This window comes from Marinifilum sp. RC60d5 (assembly GCF_052400665.1).
GTDB lineage: Bacteria > Bacteroidota > Bacteroidia > Bacteroidales > Marinifilaceae > JBQTGK01.
The window spans coordinates 582619-599862 of sequence record NZ_JBQTGK010000002.1; the positions used below are offsets into that span (position 1 = coordinate 582619).

Genomic DNA, 17244 nt, shown 5'->3' on the forward strand with positions numbered 1-17244 from the left:
ATGAGAAGATGGAAATTTATTCATATAACACTATTCGTAATGCTTGCATTTTCTGTGCAGGCACAGGATATCGAATTTTCTCAATTCTATGCAAATCGTTTGTACTTAAATCCGGCGTTGGCTGGATCTGAATTTGCCCCGACTGCCAGTTTATCCTATCGTAATCAGTGGCCGCAAAACGATCGACCGTTTATTACATATACAGCTTCGTTTGATCAGTATGTTGATATTATAAACGGAGGACTTGGCATTCTTGTTATTCAGGATAATCAAGGGAAAGGAGCTATAAAAACTACAATGGCATCGGGTATTTATTCCTACTCACTTAATATTAACAGGGATTTATCTGTTAATATAGGTTTGAAAGCTACTTATGTGCAACGAAAACTAGATTGGCAATCTCTTATTTTTTCAGATATGATAGACCCTTTATATGGGGTTATATATCCAGGTAGGGAAATGCAGCCTGAGGATTTGTCTCAATCGTATGTCGATTTTTCAATGGGAATTGTTGCCAGTTATAAAAACTTTTATTTTGGTGGAGTTATCGATCATTTATCCGAACCCGACGAGGCATTCAATTCAAATAATACGAGTGCCATATTACCCAGAAAATATACATTACATGCAGGAGCTTCGATACCCGTTGGTTATTCAAGAGGATTAATGGAAAGTGATTACACCATATCGCCCAATATTTTATATCAAAAGCAGCAAGATTTTGAACAAATCAATTATGGTCTATATTTCTCAAGAAATAATTGGTTGCTTGGGGGGTGGTTTAGGCATAATCTTTCTTTTGATTTTGATGCAGTTATAGTATTAATGGGATATCAGATTGATAGGTTAAGAGTTGGCTATTCTTATGATTATGTGATTTCTAACCTGGTAAAAACAAATTCTGGAGCACACGAAATTTCCCTAACTTATATTTTAGGAAAATCTAAAACATCATGTTCAGGTTCTCATTACTTTAAAAAGAGAAGACGAATACGTGCAATTAAGTGTCCAAAGTTTTAGTGGATAAAAAAACATCAATGGTCAAAGAGTAAAAAATATCTATTTAACTTTATTTAACCAGTTAATAAAAGTTAAGATTTCTTAATGCACTTCGAATGTGGTGTAAAAATGTATGGTTTTTAATTTAGAAAGCCTATATTTATATACGATTGACTATTGTTTTACTGTATTTTAAATGAAAATAGACCAAAGTTTAAATAAGGGAATTGTTATTTTTATGTTGTTAATGATATTTGTGTCTGTTCAGGCTCAGGAATCAAAAAAAAGTAGAGATTCCATAAGAACTTTAAATATTCTTAAAAGTGCTTTGAATAAAACATTGGAAAGTAACAATAAAGAGGAATCTATTGGCTACGACATGGAAATTGATGGATTAGTCATGGATGAAACATTATCAAAAGTAGGGCGTGATTTTTACGATATGTTCTATTCTTTGTGGCAAGCTCCTAAAGGAGCGAAAAATTATACAATAAAAATTAAAGAAATGGTATTACCGGGTTTAGCTACCCAAATAACCATATTAGTTGATGATAATGAGATATTTAAGCAAAAGGTGCAGCCAAGATACGAAATGTTGGAACAGATGACAAAATACGCAAATCAATTAACGCTTAGGTATCTAAATAATTACGAAAAAATGAAATTACAGCTCGATGGTGATGATCAATCGGGAAGTGGAATATTTTAAACTTTAAAACCAAAATCATGAAATTTCTTAAAGCTATATTTATAATAGCATTCTTTGCATTTTTGCAGCCGTTAGATTTAGTGGCTCAGGATTTTGTATATACTCCAATTAATTCCAATTTTGGGGGAAATTCTTATAATTATAACTGGATGCTTAATATGGCTACCCAGCAAAATAAAATTGAAGATCCAACTTCCGAAGATGGTTACAATACTGACCCTTTAGACGATTTTACTACTAACCTGAATAGACAAATATTAAATCAATTATCTAGTCAATTGGTGAATCAAATTTTTGGTGAAAGTGGTGATTTAGAAACTGGAACATATAATCTGGGAAGTTATCAAGTGGGTATTTTCGAGGATGCCAGTGGTATAACTGTCGACATACAGGATATAACTAATGGAAATCGTACAAATGTTGTCATACCTAGTTACTAAATATTCGAACATTTATTAATTCTCTCTACATGTATAAATTTTTACCTCTGTGCTTTTTTGTTTTTTTAATGCTTGGTGCTTGTGTACCATACTTTAATCAACCAGTAACAGAACAGCGTGCCGAAATTGGAGCTGAAACTCCAGCAAGAAAAAATTTGGTTGGTTTACCTGAGCCCCGCGAGAAAATAGTGGCAGCAGTTTACAAGTTTAGGGATCAGACCGGACAGTATAAAGCATCGGAGACTGGAGCAAATTGGTCTACGGCCGTTACGCAAGGTACTACATCTATTTTGCTTAAAGCAATTGAAGAATCAGGATGGTTTATACCAATAGAACGAGAAGGTTTATCTAATTTGCTTAACGAACGTAAGATTATACGATCTAGTCGTGCCAATTATGCCGGAAAAGATAGCAAATCACAATTATTGCCTCCTTTATTATTTGCAGGTATTGTATTAGAAGGGGGTGTAATTTCTTATGATGCTAATGTAATTACCGGAGGCGCAGGTTTAAGGTATTTTTCGGCTGGTGGATCTGGTCAGTATCGTCAGGATAGAGTAACCGTTTATCTTCGTGCAATTTCCACAAGTAATGGGCGAATCCTAAAAACTGTATATACCTCAAAGATGATTCTTTCTCAGAAATTAGATGCCAGTATTTTTAGATACGTTAAATTTAAAAGACTACTTGAAGCTGAAACCGGATTTACATATAATGAGCCCTCCGAAATGGCGGTTAAAGAAGCCATTGAAAAAGCTGTTGAATCCTTAATTGTTGAGGGAGTTATTGAAGGACTTTGGGATCTTAAGAATCCGGAAGATATCGGTTCCGAAATAATTACGAATTATGTAGAGGAAAAAGAAACAAATCAGGAATCTGATTTTTTCGATCAGTTAATAACCAAAAGACGTCATAAATTTGGTTTAGGATTTAATACAGGATCCTGGTTATATATGGGTGACTATAGCCATACCGAAATGGAGGTAATGGGTGGGGTTTCCTTGTTGTACGATACACAATCTTTTATGCAATATGGATTTAATTTAAGCAGGGGGGATTTGGCTACAACTGAACACTTTCAGAGTACTTATAATTCTTTAGATTTTACCGCAAAGTATAGATTGTTGCCATATAAGGATTGGACTCCTTATTTAGAAGGTGGAATTGGGGTGTTTTCTCAGCATGATAAATCATCTTTCACAATAGATTTATCTAATGCAATTCATGCTCAGGCAATGTATGGCGCAGGAATTGAGTTTCTTCTTAATGATAGATTTGGTTTAAATTTTTCAGTTTTAAATCATTATATATTTAGCGATGAGGTAGATGGCTTAAAACAAGGGCATTTTAACGATTACTTTTGGGAAGGAAAAATAGGTTTGAACTTTTATTTTGATAAACTATGGGATCGTAGTGCGAAAAAGAAAAATCGAAAAGAAAAGATTAGGAAAAAAGTTAAGAAAGAATAATTGATATTAAACAATATGTATTGATTGAAGACGGGTTGAATGTAAATTTGACCTGTTTTTTTATGCGCTTAATTTAAATTTATAAGATATATTCTTTTGCTGATTTATAAGGGCTTGTTTAAGCTTTGTTTAATTTTATTTAACTATTAGATAGGTATTTATAAGTTTTGAATATTTTGATCAATATCTTTTTATGATTCGTCATTAAAATCTAATAATTAATGTAATCTAACATTATATTTCCAAATGAACTCTCTAAATTAGTTTTAGAATTAAAAACATAAATCATCAAATCGTTATTGTTTAATGTACAAAATTAATTAAAACAAACTATCGGGGAAACCCGATTTATTCACTTTAAACCTAAAAATTCAAACCATGAAAAAGATTTTATTTGTCCTTGCGACAATTTTATTAACAGGAGCGTATTCTTTCGCTCAAATCAACCAATCAAACATCAACCAGATTGGTATAGATAATTCAGCCGTTGTTCAACAGGTTGGTATTTTCAACATTAGTGATATTTATCAAGATGGATTTACGAATGATGCAACTGTCGATCAGTTGGGTATTATGAATATGTCTTTTCTTGAGCAAATTGGAGAAGGTAATGGATATTATGCCACTCAAGTAGAATCTAATTTTTCTACAGCCCTTCAATTAGGTTGGTTCAATAATGCTTATGTAGATCAAGTAGGAATGAACTCTTCTTACGTAACTCAATTTATCGCTGAATCAAACGATGCTTATGTAACTCAAAGAGGTTATTTTAATACATCTGTTATTGACCAATGGTTTAGTTATAAAGAATATGCTAACGTATTTCAGTGGGGACTTGGTAACGAAGCTAAAGTAACTCAATATGAAGGAATGTATGATGAGGCTTTAATTAGCCAATGGGGTATAGGTAACTATGCAAATATCTTGCAAGAAAGAACTTCTGATAATTATGCATTTGTTAGCCAAAATGGTGATTTAAATGTTGCTATGGTAGACCAATGGTTGGGATCTAATAATTCTGTAGAAATTGGACAAAACGGTTTTATGAATACAGCTTATGCTGACCAATTTGGAGGAGAATCAAATGTTGCTTTAATTGGACAACAAGGTAAGTATAATATGGCTTACACTGGTCAGTTAGGTGGATGGTTAAATGGAATATCTGTAAACCAAAAAGGTAAAGCAAATACTGCTAGCGCTGTTCAGTTATATGGAATGTTGAATACAACATTAATTGATCAACAAGGAAGACATAATAATGCTGTAACTACTCAAGATGGTGGTTGGGGTAACTTAATTGATGTTGATCAAAAAGGCAGATGGAATGCAGCTTCTGTATATCAATACGAAGGTGGATTAAACTGGGCTTTAGTTTCTCAACAAGGAAGACGTAATACAGCAGGTGTTTATCAAGAAAATGGTTACTGGAATACAGCTGATGTATATCAACACGGAAAATGGAATGAAGCATCTATTTATCAGTTTGATGGTTCATTTAATACTGCTGAAATAGATCAGTACAAAAAAGGAAACGACGCTCTTATTAACCAAGTAGGTGGAGAATCAACTACTGCTTATATTGGACAAGAAGGTCGCTATAATAGTGCTGAGATTTATCAGGAAAACAATATTGGTAGTTATGCAGGTATAGCTCAGGTAGGTGATCTTAATGATGCATATATCGAACAATTTGATACAGAACTTACCGCTGCTGGTATTATTCAGCTTGGTAATGGTAATGCTGCTGCAATTGGTCAATACAATTCAGATTATAGTATGGCTTTAATTGAACAAACAGGAGATTCTAATTATGCTACTTCTGTTCAAGCTGATGGAGTTATGAACAGCGCAACTACAACTCAGTTAGGTGACTATAATTATTCAACTACTATGCAAGTAGGTAATAACAATGTTGTTGATGTTTATCAAGCAGGTTACGGACATGCTTCTGTAGTTACTCAGTATGGTAATGGAAACTCAGCTTCAGTAAGTCAGTACGATGCAGGAATGACTCCAGCACCATGATTTTAATGAAATGATTTGATTGATTTATAATACATTTAACCGCCAAATTGCTGAATTAACGCAGTTTGGCGGTTTTTGCTATTTAAAGTTTTAAGGTAATTTAAACATTTGTTTAAATTTTTTTATTCTTTTTTAGATTTCTAAAGAGTTAGTTTTAAAAGAATACCGTTTAATCAATACTTATTTTGAGTTCATGTAAAAATTTAAGCTCTTCGACTTGCTTTTTCTTAATTTAGTTAAGGATCTAATTATCATTTATTAGATCATCTCAGAGCTCTTTACACTTATAGGTTAGGATTTTATTTTAATTCACTTTAAACTTTAAAAAAATCAACCATGAAAAAATTATTATTTTTAATAGTTGCCGTTGTGTTTGCAGCTTCTTCTGCATTTGCTCAGGTTAACTATTCAACAGTAGACCAGTTGGGTTTGGATAATACAGCCAATGTAATCCAGGTGGGATGGTACAACAATAGTGATGTTGACCAAATGGGAATGTGGAACGATGCTGCAGTAGACCAGGATGGATACTTTAACATGTCTGATATTAATCAGTGGATGATGGGGAATTCGGCAATGGTTACTCAATTTGGTGTTCTTAATGTATCCTATGTAGATCAAATGGGGTTGTTTAATGCAGCTTATGTAGATCAAATGGGATTGCATAATATATCCAGGATTCTTCAAATGGGTATGATGAATTTTGCAGATGTTAGTCAGTATGGCTGGTTTAATATGTCATATATTACTCAGTATGACTTTTTAAATAGTGCAGCTGTAATGCAAATGGGATTGGCAAACTTATCAGTAATTACTCAGGCTAATCACAATAATGTTGCTATGGTAGACCAGTTTGGAATGTTTAACCAAAGTGATATTGTTCAGTTTGGAGCGATAAGTAATGCAACAGTATGGCAAATGGGAGAGAGCAATTATTCTAATATTTTACAAATGCTTCCTATTTTTTCTAGTGCTACTGTATTACAGGATGGATATAGAAATAATTCTGATATCTATCAAAGAAGAGGTGCTTACAATAGTGCTTATGTAACCCAGCATGGAATGTATAATATGGCTCGCATAAATCAAATTAGAGGTGAGCTTAATAGTGCTACTATTGTTCAGCATTATATGAATAATCGTGCTAGAGAAAGACAAGTTGATGGTTATGCAAACCTAGCTTTAATTCACCAAAATGGATTTTTGAACAGGGCTTCAACCTACCAAAGAGGTGGTGAATATAATAATGCCTACATTTATCAGGATGGAGATTTCAACTGGGCTCGCGCAGTTCAGATGGCTGGAGATAATAATATGTCTACAACTCATCAATTTGGAGTTAGAAACCGTGCTTTTGTGGAGCAAATTAATGAATCTGATGGAGTAGTGGATGTTACTCAGGAAGGTTATAGAAACTTTGCAGATGTAACTCAAAGAGGCGGCGATGGTGATATGGCTACCATAGATCAGTTTGGTACTGATCAGATGGCATATATTTCACAAATAGATGGAGCAAATAATGTTGCCACAGTAACACAGCAAGGTCATTTTAATTTAGGTATAGTTGATCAAATCGGTGGCGATGGTAATGAAGCTACTATAAGTCAGGCTAAAGTTGGAAACTTTGCATTTGTTGGTCAATTTGGTGGCGGAGATTCCGACGCATTTATTACTCAGGATGGATGGTTAAATAGAGGTTGGGTATTCCAATTTGATCAAACAGGAAGTCTTGCAGAGATTACACAGGATGGTGATTATAATGTTGGAGTTATTGGACAAATGGGTGGTGTAAATAATATCGCTCGAATTCTACAAACAGGAGAAAATAATACAGCATTAACTTATCAGTGGGGTGATAATAATGACTCATTCGTAGAGCAAATTGGAAATGATCATTTTGGACAGGTTATACAGGATGGTAATGATAATTTTGCAAAAACACAGCAAGGTAATGTAGGTACTAGTTTTAGTACAGGACCATAATTATTAAAAATAATCAAGAAAGCTCTTAAATGAGTTTTCTTGATTTTATTATCTCAAATTACGAATGCTCATGATGTTAAATGTGCAATTTTTTAGCTCTGGTTTTGCACTGTTAATTTAATGGGATAAATAGTGTTGTTAACAAGGTGTTTAGTAAAGGTAAATTATAATTGTTTTTTATCATTAATAAAAAGAGAATGAATTGTTAGCTCTTGGTTTTACTTGAATAAGAGTAAAGTATCTATCAAATTGATACTGGAATTCATTACAACAATAAGTTATTGGGAATAATAGGAGCTTTGAAATTACTGAAATAGAAAACAACAATAATGATTTAGTAACAAATTCACAATAAGTCTATTTTTGAAATCAAACATTTCAGTTTAGATGTGGTAATAATGGTATTTTAAAAGTGGTTTGTGAGTACAGAGCAGGTTTAAATTGATTGGGGTGTCTTTAGGGGCATCCTTTTTTTTTAACCTTTGATGAACTTTATGTTTTTTTTATTGTATTTATAGTATTTTAACCAAAATAGTATTGGTTTTAAGTTAACTATTCAATACATTTAAAATATGAAATAAAATGTTTTAAGCTTAATGTTGAGATTTAAAATTATAGTATGCTTAATCTTTTGTTTGGTAGGATCTATAAATGCTGGAAATCAAATTAAAGAGTTTAAAACCTGGATAACAATTGAAGGTAAAATAAACAATTTAAATATTTCTGCAGAATTTCAAAATAATAGTAATAATACTATGGTGGTTGATTATATTTTGAAAATAAATAAGCAGAGTAGGGTTGCTAGTTCTTCAACATTACAAAAGGGTAAATGTATTTCAAAAGGCGGAAACACGATTTCTTTTTCAGAATCGAGAATGAATCTTTCTGCGATGGACAATCTTTATGTAAGTCTGTTTGTTTATCACAATAAGAGGTTAATTGCTCAAGATTCTGTTGTTTTCCATGGGGATAATCTGTAAATTAAGAAAAATTAAAATAGCTAACTGGAATATGAATAAATTCTATGCACTCTTTGCACCAATTTTTACATTAATCATGTCCATATCTTTATTCTCATGCAATGAGAGTACGGTTGATCCTGATTTGTATGGCTCAATTAGCGGTACTGTAAAAACATCAACCGGAAGTATCCCAATGGAAGGGGTTACAATAACAACAAGTCCTGGAACATCATCAGTAATAACAAATGCCGAAGGTGTTTTTGATATAGGAGAAGTTCCTATAGGAGATTATGCAATATCTGCAAAAAAGGAAGATTATACTTCGGAAAATATAAATATAAGTGTACGAGAAGATCAGAACGTAGTAATGGAAATTCTTATGCAGGTGGCACCACTTGATTCGAGTATTCCAGATGAAATATTTTATGTTTCGCCTCTGGATATAGAAGAAGATGAAACAAAACTTAGTACCGAAGTAAAATTAACCTGGAATAATGGTGAAACAGAAAAAGGAGATACTTTATATTTTGATGTAATTCTATTTGAAGGGGCAGATGATACAGAAGGAACTAAGTATGCTGAGAATATTTTGGATACTACCTTTACGGTTAAGGGCTTAAAATTTGAAACTACTTACTTGTGGAAAATTGAGGCTCAAAATAAAGAACTGGACAGGACCGAAGGAAAATTATGGCGATTTACTACTGAAGATTATCCATCAAATGGATACTTATTCGTAAAGGATTCTTTAGGTAGTCGCGATATCTATTCGTGGGATTTACAAGAAAATCATTTGATTCGTTTAACTAATCAGGGTGGAAGTGAGGTACAACCAAGGATATCTCCAAATGAGAAAAGTATTGCTTATTCTTCTAACGAATCAGGAGTGTATCAGATATATACGATGGATACGAAAGGTGGAAATGTAACACAGGTCACGAGTCAACCCATTGCAGGATATCATAATGATGGTATTGGTTATACTTGGTCTCCAGATGGAGATCAATTACTTTATGGACATTATGGAGATTTATATTCCATAAACTATAATGGAACTGGAGAATCAAAAATTGCTGATGCTCCTGTTGGGCGTCATTTTAAGCAATGTGATTGGAGTGACCATTTTAATTTTTCCACACAAGAAAAAATTGCGGTTTTAACTCAAGGTGAAATGCCATATGATAATGAGATTTATTTAATGGATCCTGATGGTTCTAATATGTTTTTATTGGTTGATAATTTAGAGGGAACTTTATCAAGTCCACATTTTTCACCCGATGGTAGTAAGATAATTTTTTCACTTGACAGTTTGTATGAAGATGATAACGGAAGACAGTTGGATGCAAAAATTTATAGTATTAATGTGGACGGAACCAACTTAACTAATCTGACTGGGACAAATAAAACTGCCGGAACAAATGATTTGCAGGCAAGATATTCAGAAACTGGAGGCAAAATTATTTTTATGAATGTTGCAAATGATGGTGAAGGTATTAAGTCGATTTGGACAATGGATACTGATGGTAGTAATAGAGAGAAACTAATTGACAATGCGGAAATGCCTGATTGGTATAATCCGTGAAAAATATACCATTGTAGAAGCAAGCATCTGTTTTTTTCAGGTGTTTTTTTATGCACAAAAAAAGCTTTCCGAAACCGGAAAGCTTTTGTATTTTTTAGGTAAAGCTTAAAATCTTTTTTCTTTGATTCTTGCTTTTTTACCTGTAAGTCCGCGTAAGTAGTAAATTCTAGCTCTTCTAACACGACCTCTTTTGTTTACTTCAATTTTCTCGATAAATGGAGAGCTAATTGGAATAATTCTTTCTACGCCAACATTACCCGACATTTTTCTGATGGTAAAAGTTTTAGTTGTACCTGATCCTTTAACCTGGATAACAACACCTCTAAATACCTGAGTTCTTTCTTTGTTTCCCTCTTTAATTTTGTAAGAAACACTAATAGTATCACCTGCGTTAAATTCAGGAGTTTCGATACCTGTAGAGAAAGCCTCTTCTGCAATTTTAATTAAATCCATTATTCTAATGTATTAAGGTTCACGAGCGCAATGTAAACATATTTACCTATTTCCATGTCAGAGATTACGCACGAATTCGCCGCAAAATTAATAAAAATATCTAAGCAAAAAATATTTATGCTTGTTTTTTTAGAATAATAAGAGTTCATAGGTTTGTTTGGTTCTTAGAATTGGTAATTATAAAATGTAAAATTGGTATTCCCGAACTCCAAGACGATGATTTAAAGTTTTAAATTGCGTCCTTGGTTCTCGGGATTAGCAATTCAACACGTAAAATTGGTATCCCCGAACTCCAAGATATTGATTTAAAGTTTTAAATTGCTTCCTTGGTTCTCAGGATTAGCAATTCAACACGTAAAAATGGTATTCCCGAACTCCAAGACGATGATTTAAAGTTTTAAATTGTTTCCTTGGTTCTCAGGATTAGCAATTCAACACGTAAAATTGGAATACTTAAATTCCATAGTATTGATTTGACAAATTAGGATGCTTTCCAAAATTACGAGTATAAAAAAAGGAGCCCTAAAGCTCCTTTAATCGAAATATTTTCTACTAATGAGAAGTATCTAAGACTTTAAGTTTGTCGCCAGTTGTTTTCACAATAGTTTTATAGAATTCTTTACTATAGCCAGGTTGAGTCATTTTAGGATTTTGCTTGTTACCATCTTTTTCTTTGATGTTACCATCCATGTATTTCGCAAATAGGTATCCGTAAAAATCTCTCCACTCATTAGTTAGGTTGTTACCTTGATTACAAGAGAAGTCGGTTAAGAATTCAACAGCACTATTTCTATCTGTTTTAAACATATCCTCAGCAGCTAAGTCGATAATTTTAGTAAAAGAAAGATATTTTTTCTCTAAAGACTTTTGCTTTTTAGCAATTTCAGGATGAATTGCATTGTATCTTGTATATGCAAAGTTAGTAACTTGATTGAATACCCAGAAAGCAGATTTATTAGTGAAATCCATCATCTTGCCATTACCAACAGCAAATGATTTTGGTACTCTTGTACTACCGCAATACATTGGGAAATATACCGATGAAGCAGCATCATCAACACCAAACCAGTTTATTCCACCAACAGCATCTGGTAACCAGTTTCTAGATTGAGCCACAAATGAAAAACCTGTTTGCTGTGTTGCAGTGGCTCGTTCATTGCAATAAGTAACTCCATCAACTTTCCATGTTAAAGGTCTCCAACGGTATGGATTACCATAAGGACCTGCTCCCATATCTTTTGCCATGTCTAGCTCTGTTCCTTCAAGGTGATTTCTCATGAAGTCCATCATGTCTAGTACATTAATTTTTTCATCAGGTTTAATCCACAATGGCATTCTGTTGGTTGCATAACCTTTATCATCATGTTTAATATTCCCTTTACAATAGTCGAAGTATTTATCCATACCTTCTTTTACATCGTTAAAGAAAGACCAAACTCTGATTTCACAAAATCTTGCTGCGCCAAAATCTACAGGAGCGTAAGAATCTGAAAAGCTAAAGTTTTTATTTTTACCTTCTTTAGGGTAGAATCCTTTTTCTTTGGCAAATGAAATTACATCCTTAGCATAAACGTTAGTTACTTCTGGATTGAATATTTTATTCATTTTATCAGATGAAATAGAATTTTTGCCTTCAAGAGGAAAGTTTGTAATTCTGGCTTGGTTTGCATGGCCACTTACATATCCATCAGGAATCATTCTGGCTACCCAAACAGCTCCTTTTTCACCATTTCCTTTACCGATCATTTCTAAAATCCAAACTTCATTTTTATCAGATATAGAAAAAGATTCTCCAGAACTATAGTAACCGTAAGTTTCTACTAAATCTGTCATTACTTTAATTGCTTCGCGAGCACTTTTTGCGCGTTGAAGTGTAAGATACATTAGGCTACCATAATCAATAATAGCACCATCTTGTGAGCCTAATTCTTTTCTACCACCATAGGTTGTTTCTCCAATTGCCACCTGAAATTCATTCATATTTCCAATTACGGAATAGGTGTGAGGAACTTGAGGGATTTTCCCTAGATATTTTCCTGTATCCCACTCATAAACATCTATCATAGTACCTTCGGCCCAATCAGCAGCAGGACGGAAATACAATTCTCCGTATAATACATGTGAGTCGGCAGCATAGGTTATCATGTTTGAACCATCGGTACTTGCACCACGGGTTACAAGATAATTTGTACAGGCTTGTGATGTTGTTGCCGAAAAGACGATAATTGCCATGAATAAAGAGGCAATTGCAGAAATTTTCTTCATGTTTAAATATTTTAGTGAATTCTAAATCGAATTAATTACCCGATTCTGACAAAAATAGGAAAAAAAAGCATAGATAAATGTGACAAAAGTTGTAGTCTTATAAAATTTATCATAGATACTTTATTACCAGAAAAATTCTTTTTTTACGTGAGTCGAATTTCCCAGATGATCGGTAACGGTTAAACTCAATTGATGTTTGCGTTTGGGAAGTAATCGTTTTTTATCGAAAGTGTAAAATAAGTGGTTGTTTTTAGCATCATATTCAAATAAAACCCAGGAACCATCAATTTCTCCGCGATACGATTTTATTCCAGATAATTTATCTTCAATTTTAAAAGAGAGATTTTTTTGTCCTCGTAGATTTTTTAGTTTGAATTTGGTTTTGGAAATTACAGTTGGAGCTATTGTATCCGCAACTATTGCAAAATCGCCCAATGTGCGTGTTTTTGTTTTTACCCAACCATTAATATAGACTCCTCCTGTAGTACTTAACTTTCCTTTGTTTCCTATGGCTGCAATAAGAACTTTATCTTTTAATTTATTGGGTATGTTATTGGCTTTTATTGCAAGAGTATAGTAATTGTGAATAGGAATTTTATTGTTATGAATTGAGTGTATATCCGATAAGAAATTCGAGTCCTTTTTTAAGGAGTAATTAAATTTTAAATCTGTATAAAAAGAATTATTGGGAAATTTTACCTCAAGATTCTCATTATTATAGGTGTTTTCCTCGTTGCATAGCATTAGTTTCGTGTAATTTTTGGAAGGAAAAATTTTGTTACTGCTTACTCCTCTGGCGTAAACTCTTAGTTTTGCAATATTATTTTTTGTGTCGCTGCATATAAAATCTATCTTATATTTTTCTCCATTTATAAAATTGAAAATTCCATTGTTTCTGAATTTTGTATAGATTGATAGCTTATTGTTTTTGTCTTTAAAAGTTTTATGTACTCTTCTGTTTTCAAGAATATTTAATTCATAGTCCATGTGTGAATTTATATATCTTGATTCATCAAAAGAGAACTCATTAAATGAATAATCGCTTATTAAAGTATCATTTACTTTAACTTGCATTTTATATATACCGCATTTTCCCCAGGTGTTATCTAAATAATCATTGGTATTAATAGCAAAACCAATATTACCAGCAAGTGATATTTTCGGATCAGATTTTAAATGATATGCATTGTTGTAGAATGTTACCGGGAATTTTTGTCTTACATTTTTTCCATTTACACTACTTATTGAATCTAAAGGATATATATATAAGTTAAAAATTTTAGGGGGAGTAGTATCTTTAATTTTGAATCCGAATAATAAAGGATTCAATGGATGTTCGCTTTTAGTATCACGAATTTCAAAATGTAAATGAGGACCACCCGAAGCTCCTGTATTACCAGAAAATGCAATAATTTGTCCTTTTAGTACTGGGAATTGTTCTTTTTTTAAATGTAGGTCAAGTTCAAATGATTTTCTTTGATACTGCTGGGCTTTTACAAATTTTTCGATTTGTGCATTATATTTATCTAAATGTCCATAAACTGATGTATAACCACTAGGGTGATTAATATAAATTGCATTTCCATAACCATTGGCTGAAACTTTTATTCTGCTAACATACCCATCCGCAACAGAATATACTTTTTTACCTGTCGTAAATGTTCTGATATCGATTCCGGAATGGAAATGATTATTTCGCAATTCAGCAAAATTTCCAGACAAAGTAATTGTGAAATCAACAGGGGATCTAAAAATATTTTTTTGAAATGTTTTTGGCTGTGCTTTTAAGTATGGCGAAGCACAAAAAAGTGCAATATGTAAAAGAGTGATTATGTTTGTTTTAATTAACTTCATACTAAAGATTGATTATTTGTGATTTGAGTGTCAAAATTACAAAAAAAAGCTTTTTTTTCGCTACTTCTAAAGAAAATACGAAGCAATATATTTGATAATCTTCTCAGCAATGTTAATTTTGTAAAAGAAAATTTTAATGATGGATCAGGAATCAAGAGAAATAATAATAAGTTTAAAAAAACGCATTAGCGAGCTTATTTCTTTGTACCAAAAATCCAAAAGTGAGAAAGAGTCATTAATACATGAGAAGTTAGAGCTTATGGAGCAATTAGAGACTTTAACTCGGGAAAAAGAAGAACTTGAACATCATTATAATACTTTAAAGCTTGCAAAAACTTTAGCTGCGAATAGTGAAGATTCGCATTATGCAAAGCTGAAAATTAACCGAATTGTGCGGGAGATTGATAAATGTATTGCTCTTTTAAACAGATAAATTTTGTTTATGGAAAATAAACTTTCGATAAAAGTTGGAGTAGCTGGTAGATCTTACCCTCTTAATATTGACAGAAGTCAGGAAGAGGTGATAAGAAAAGCTGCCAAAATGATTGACGAGAAAGTTATGCAATACAAACAAAGATATAAAGATAAAGATACTCAGGATTTCCTGGCTATGGCTTCTTTACAATATGTAATTAAGGTTTTAGAATTGGAAAATACAGCTGATGTTGCACCTGTTTTTAATGAATTGAAAACGATGGAGCGTGAGTTAAGTGAATTTTTAGAAAAAGAGTAAATTAAACGTTCTTTAAATAAGTAAAGTAATAACCCGCATTATTTCTTGATCTTGTACATTATTGATTTGTTTTTTTTTAGATTTTAATTTATTGAAATTTGAAAATAAGCTGTTGATAGTTATGAGTTTGAGTGATGGTGCGGGTTGTTTTATATATAATTTAGTATTGACCTAATATTCGTAATATGATTGAAATAATAATAGGATCCATTGCTTTTGTTGGCGGAGGTATCATTTCTTATTTTGTTTTGCAAAAAGCATTAAAAACAAAAAATGAGATGATTGTAAAAGAAGCTCAGACAGAAGCAGAAGTGATCAAAAAAGATAAAATCCTTCAGGCTAAGGAGAAATTTTTACAACTTAAGACCGAGCACGAAAAGCAAATAAACTCGAAGAATAATAAGCTGTTGGCTGCCGAGAATAAATTTAAGCAGAAAGAGAATACTCTTAATCAGCGAATGGATGATTTTCAGCGTAAAAAGAAAGAGGTTGATGCCATTCGAGATAATTTAAATCATCAGATTGATCTTGTAGATAAAAAATCGCAAGAGCTAGAGAAAGCAAAGAGACAGCAGGTTGAGCAATTGGAAGCTATTTCGGGAATGTCTGGAGAAGAGGCCAAAAATCAGCTGATTGATTCAATGAGAGAAGAGGCCAAGACCGAGGCTATGTCTTATGTGAATGAAATCATGGAAGAGGCAAAAATGTCTGCTAATATGGAGGCTAAAAAAGTAGTTGTTAAAACAATACAAAGAGTAGCCACAGAAACAGCAATTGAAAATTCAGTTACTATTTTCCATATCGAGTCCGATGAAATTAAAGGTAGAATTATTGGTCGTGAGGGACGAAATATTCGTGCTTTAGAGGCTGCAACGGGAATTGAAATCATTGTTGATGATACGCCAGAAGCGATTGTACTTTCAGGTTTTGATCCGGTACGAAGAGAAATTGCTCGTTTGGCTCTTCATCAATTGGTTACCGATGGACGTATTCACCCCGCAAGAATCGAAGAGGTGGTGAATAAGGTTCGTAAACAAATAGAGGAAGAAATTATTGAAACAGGTAAGCGTACTGCAATTGATTTGGGAATTCATGGTTTACATCCCGAATTGATTCGTATGGTGGGTAAAATGAAGTATCGTTCATCTTATGGACAAAATTTACTGCAGCACTCACGAGAAACTGCAAATTTATGTGCGATAATGGCAACCGAGCTAGGCTTGAATGCTAAACGGGCGAAAAGAGCAGGTTTGCTGCATGATATAGGTAAGGTGCCCGATGATGAGCCAGAATTGCCACACGCAATTTTAGGTATGAAATTGGCCGAAAAATTTAAAGAGAAACCTGATATTTGTAATGCGATTGGTGCTCACCACGATGAAATTGAAATGACATCTATGATTTCGCCAATTATTCAGGCTTGTGATGCTATTTCAGGTGCTCGCCCTGGTGCTCGTCGTGAAATTGTTGAGTCTTACATAAAGCGTTTGAAAGATCTTGAAAATCTAGCTCTTTCTCATCCTGGAGTATTAAAAACATACGCTATTCAGGCTGGTAGAGAGCTTAGAGTTATTGTTGGAAGTGATAAAGTTTCTGATAAGGAAGCGGAAACTCTTTCTTTAGATATTGCTCAAAAAATTCAAGATGAAATGACTTATCCTGGACAGGTTAAGATTACAGTAATACGTGAAACAAGAGCGATTAATTACGCGAAATAAGAATAATTTTATAATTATATATAAACCCGGTTCTAAATGAATCGGGTTTTTT

General features: G+C 32.9%; 14 protein-coding genes. 11 read left to right on the plus strand and 3 right to left on the minus strand.

What is annotated here, in order from left to right; all coding sequences use genetic code 11:
* From ACT3CE_RS06445 to ACT3CE_RS06480, 8 genes are all read left to right on the plus strand, one after another.
* On the plus strand, positions 1-1020 hold the full coding sequence (locus tag ACT3CE_RS06445; RefSeq protein ID WP_444708941.1) for a PorP/SprF family type IX secretion system membrane protein: 1020 nt from the start codon (positions 1-3) through the stop codon (positions 1018-1020).
* Between the two features lie 175 nt (positions 1021-1195).
* Complete coding sequence (locus tag ACT3CE_RS06450) at positions 1196-1708, plus strand: CsgE family curli-type amyloid fiber assembly protein (RefSeq protein WP_444708942.1); 513 nt, start codon at positions 1196-1198, stop codon at positions 1706-1708.
* Between the two features lie 17 nt (positions 1709-1725).
* Positions 1726-2148: a curli assembly protein CsgF gene (locus tag ACT3CE_RS06455; protein ID WP_444708943.1), complete on the plus strand. Its 423-nt coding sequence runs from the start codon at positions 1726-1728 to the stop codon at positions 2146-2148.
* A gap of 29 nt (positions 2149-2177) precedes the next feature.
* Positions 2178-3617 carry a CsgG/HfaB family protein gene (locus ACT3CE_RS06460; protein ID WP_444708944.1) on the plus strand — a complete coding sequence of 480 codons (1440 nt, stop codon included), beginning with the start codon at positions 2178-2180 and terminating at the stop codon, positions 3615-3617.
* Positions 3618-3995: 378 nt separating this feature from the next.
* Positions 3996-5642, plus strand: coding sequence for a hypothetical protein (locus tag ACT3CE_RS06465; protein ID WP_444708945.1), 1647 nt, complete (start codon positions 3996-3998; stop codon positions 5640-5642).
* Positions 5643-5978: 336 nt separating this feature from the next.
* A complete protein-coding gene (locus ACT3CE_RS06470) occupies positions 5979-7625 on the plus strand; it encodes a hypothetical protein (RefSeq protein ID WP_444708946.1) in 1647 nt (548 codons plus the stop codon).
* Between the two features lie 596 nt (positions 7626-8221).
* On the plus strand, positions 8222-8605 hold the full coding sequence (locus tag ACT3CE_RS06475) for a hypothetical protein (protein ID WP_444708947.1): 384 nt from the start codon (positions 8222-8224) through the stop codon (positions 8603-8605).
* Between the two features lie 31 nt (positions 8606-8636).
* Positions 8637-10169, plus strand: coding sequence for a carboxypeptidase regulatory-like domain-containing protein (locus ACT3CE_RS06480; RefSeq protein ID WP_444708948.1), 1533 nt, complete (start codon positions 8637-8639; stop codon positions 10167-10169).
* A gap of 105 nt (positions 10170-10274) precedes the next feature.
* Here ACT3CE_RS06480 and rplS read toward each other — a convergent pair whose 3' ends face one another.
* The 3 genes from rplS to ACT3CE_RS06495 form a co-directional block, all read right to left on the minus strand.
* Positions 10275-10622, minus strand: a complete 348-nt coding sequence (rplS, locus tag ACT3CE_RS06485) for a 50S ribosomal protein L19 (protein ID WP_444708949.1) — start codon at positions 10620-10622, stop codon at positions 10275-10277.
* Between the two features lie 552 nt (positions 10623-11174).
* Positions 11175-12887 carry a dipeptidase gene (locus tag ACT3CE_RS06490; RefSeq protein ID WP_444708950.1) on the minus strand — a complete coding sequence of 571 codons (1713 nt, stop codon included), beginning with the start codon at positions 12885-12887 and terminating at the stop codon, positions 11175-11177.
* Positions 12888-13010: 123 nt separating this feature from the next.
* Positions 13011-14741 carry a M23 family metallopeptidase gene (locus ACT3CE_RS06495; RefSeq protein ID WP_444708951.1) on the minus strand — a complete coding sequence of 577 codons (1731 nt, stop codon included), beginning with the start codon at positions 14739-14741 and terminating at the stop codon, positions 13011-13013.
* 136 nt (positions 14742-14877) lie between these two features.
* On the opposite strand from ACT3CE_RS06495, the gene ACT3CE_RS06500 reads away from it, so the two are divergent.
* The 3 genes from ACT3CE_RS06500 (at position 14878) to rny (ending at position 17192) form a co-directional block, all read left to right on the plus strand.
* Positions 14878-15174 carry a hypothetical protein gene (locus ACT3CE_RS06500; RefSeq protein WP_444708952.1) on the plus strand — a complete coding sequence of 99 codons (297 nt, stop codon included), beginning with the start codon at positions 14878-14880 and terminating at the stop codon, positions 15172-15174.
* A gap of 9 nt (positions 15175-15183) precedes the next feature.
* Positions 15184-15474 carry a cell division protein ZapA gene (locus ACT3CE_RS06505; RefSeq protein WP_444708953.1) on the plus strand — a complete coding sequence of 97 codons (291 nt, stop codon included), beginning with the start codon at positions 15184-15186 and terminating at the stop codon, positions 15472-15474.
* A gap of 185 nt (positions 15475-15659) precedes the next feature.
* Complete coding sequence (rny, locus tag ACT3CE_RS06510) at positions 15660-17192, plus strand: ribonuclease Y (RefSeq protein ID WP_444708954.1); 1533 nt, start codon at positions 15660-15662, stop codon at positions 17190-17192.
* Positions 17193-17244 lie beyond the last annotated feature (52 nt).

Bases quoted from the DNA above. Each gene is read 5' to 3' on its own strand.
- ACT3CE_RS06455 (WP_444708943.1), top strand. From the start codon at position 1,726: ATGAAATTTCTTAAAGCTATATTTATAATAGCATTCTTTGCATTTTTG.
- ACT3CE_RS06500 (WP_444708952.1), top strand. From the start codon at position 14,878: ATGATGGATCAGGAATCAAGAGAAATAATAATAAGTTTAAAAAAACGC.
- ACT3CE_RS06475 (WP_444708947.1), top strand. From the start codon at position 8,222: ATGTTGAGATTTAAAATTATAGTATGCTTAATCTTTTGTTTGGTAGGA.
- ACT3CE_RS06490 (WP_444708950.1), bottom strand. From the start codon at position 12,887: ATGAAGAAAATTTCTGCAATTGCCTCTTTATTCATGGCAATTATCGTC.
- rplS (WP_444708949.1), bottom strand. From the start codon at position 10,622: ATGGATTTAATTAAAATTGCAGAAGAGGCTTTCTCTACAGGTATCGAA.
- ACT3CE_RS06460 (WP_444708944.1), top strand. From the start codon at position 2,178: ATGTATAAATTTTTACCTCTGTGCTTTTTTGTTTTTTTAATGCTTGGT.
- ACT3CE_RS06465 (WP_444708945.1), top strand. From the start codon at position 3,996: ATGAAAAAGATTTTATTTGTCCTTGCGACAATTTTATTAACAGGAGCG.
- ACT3CE_RS06505 (WP_444708953.1), top strand. From the start codon at position 15,184: ATGGAAAATAAACTTTCGATAAAAGTTGGAGTAGCTGGTAGATCTTAC.
- ACT3CE_RS06450 (WP_444708942.1), top strand. From the start codon at position 1,196: ATGAAAATAGACCAAAGTTTAAATAAGGGAATTGTTATTTTTATGTTG.
- ACT3CE_RS06480 (WP_444708948.1), top strand. From the start codon at position 8,637: ATGAATAAATTCTATGCACTCTTTGCACCAATTTTTACATTAATCATG.
- ACT3CE_RS06445 (WP_444708941.1), top strand. From the start codon at position 1: ATGAGAAGATGGAAATTTATTCATATAACACTATTCGTAATGCTTGCA.
- ACT3CE_RS06470 (WP_444708946.1), top strand. From the start codon at position 5,979: ATGAAAAAATTATTATTTTTAATAGTTGCCGTTGTGTTTGCAGCTTCT.
- rny (WP_444708954.1), top strand. From the start codon at position 15,660: ATGATTGAAATAATAATAGGATCCATTGCTTTTGTTGGCGGAGGTATC.
- ACT3CE_RS06495 (WP_444708951.1), bottom strand. From the start codon at position 14,741: ATGAAGTTAATTAAAACAAACATAATCACTCTTTTACATATTGCACTT.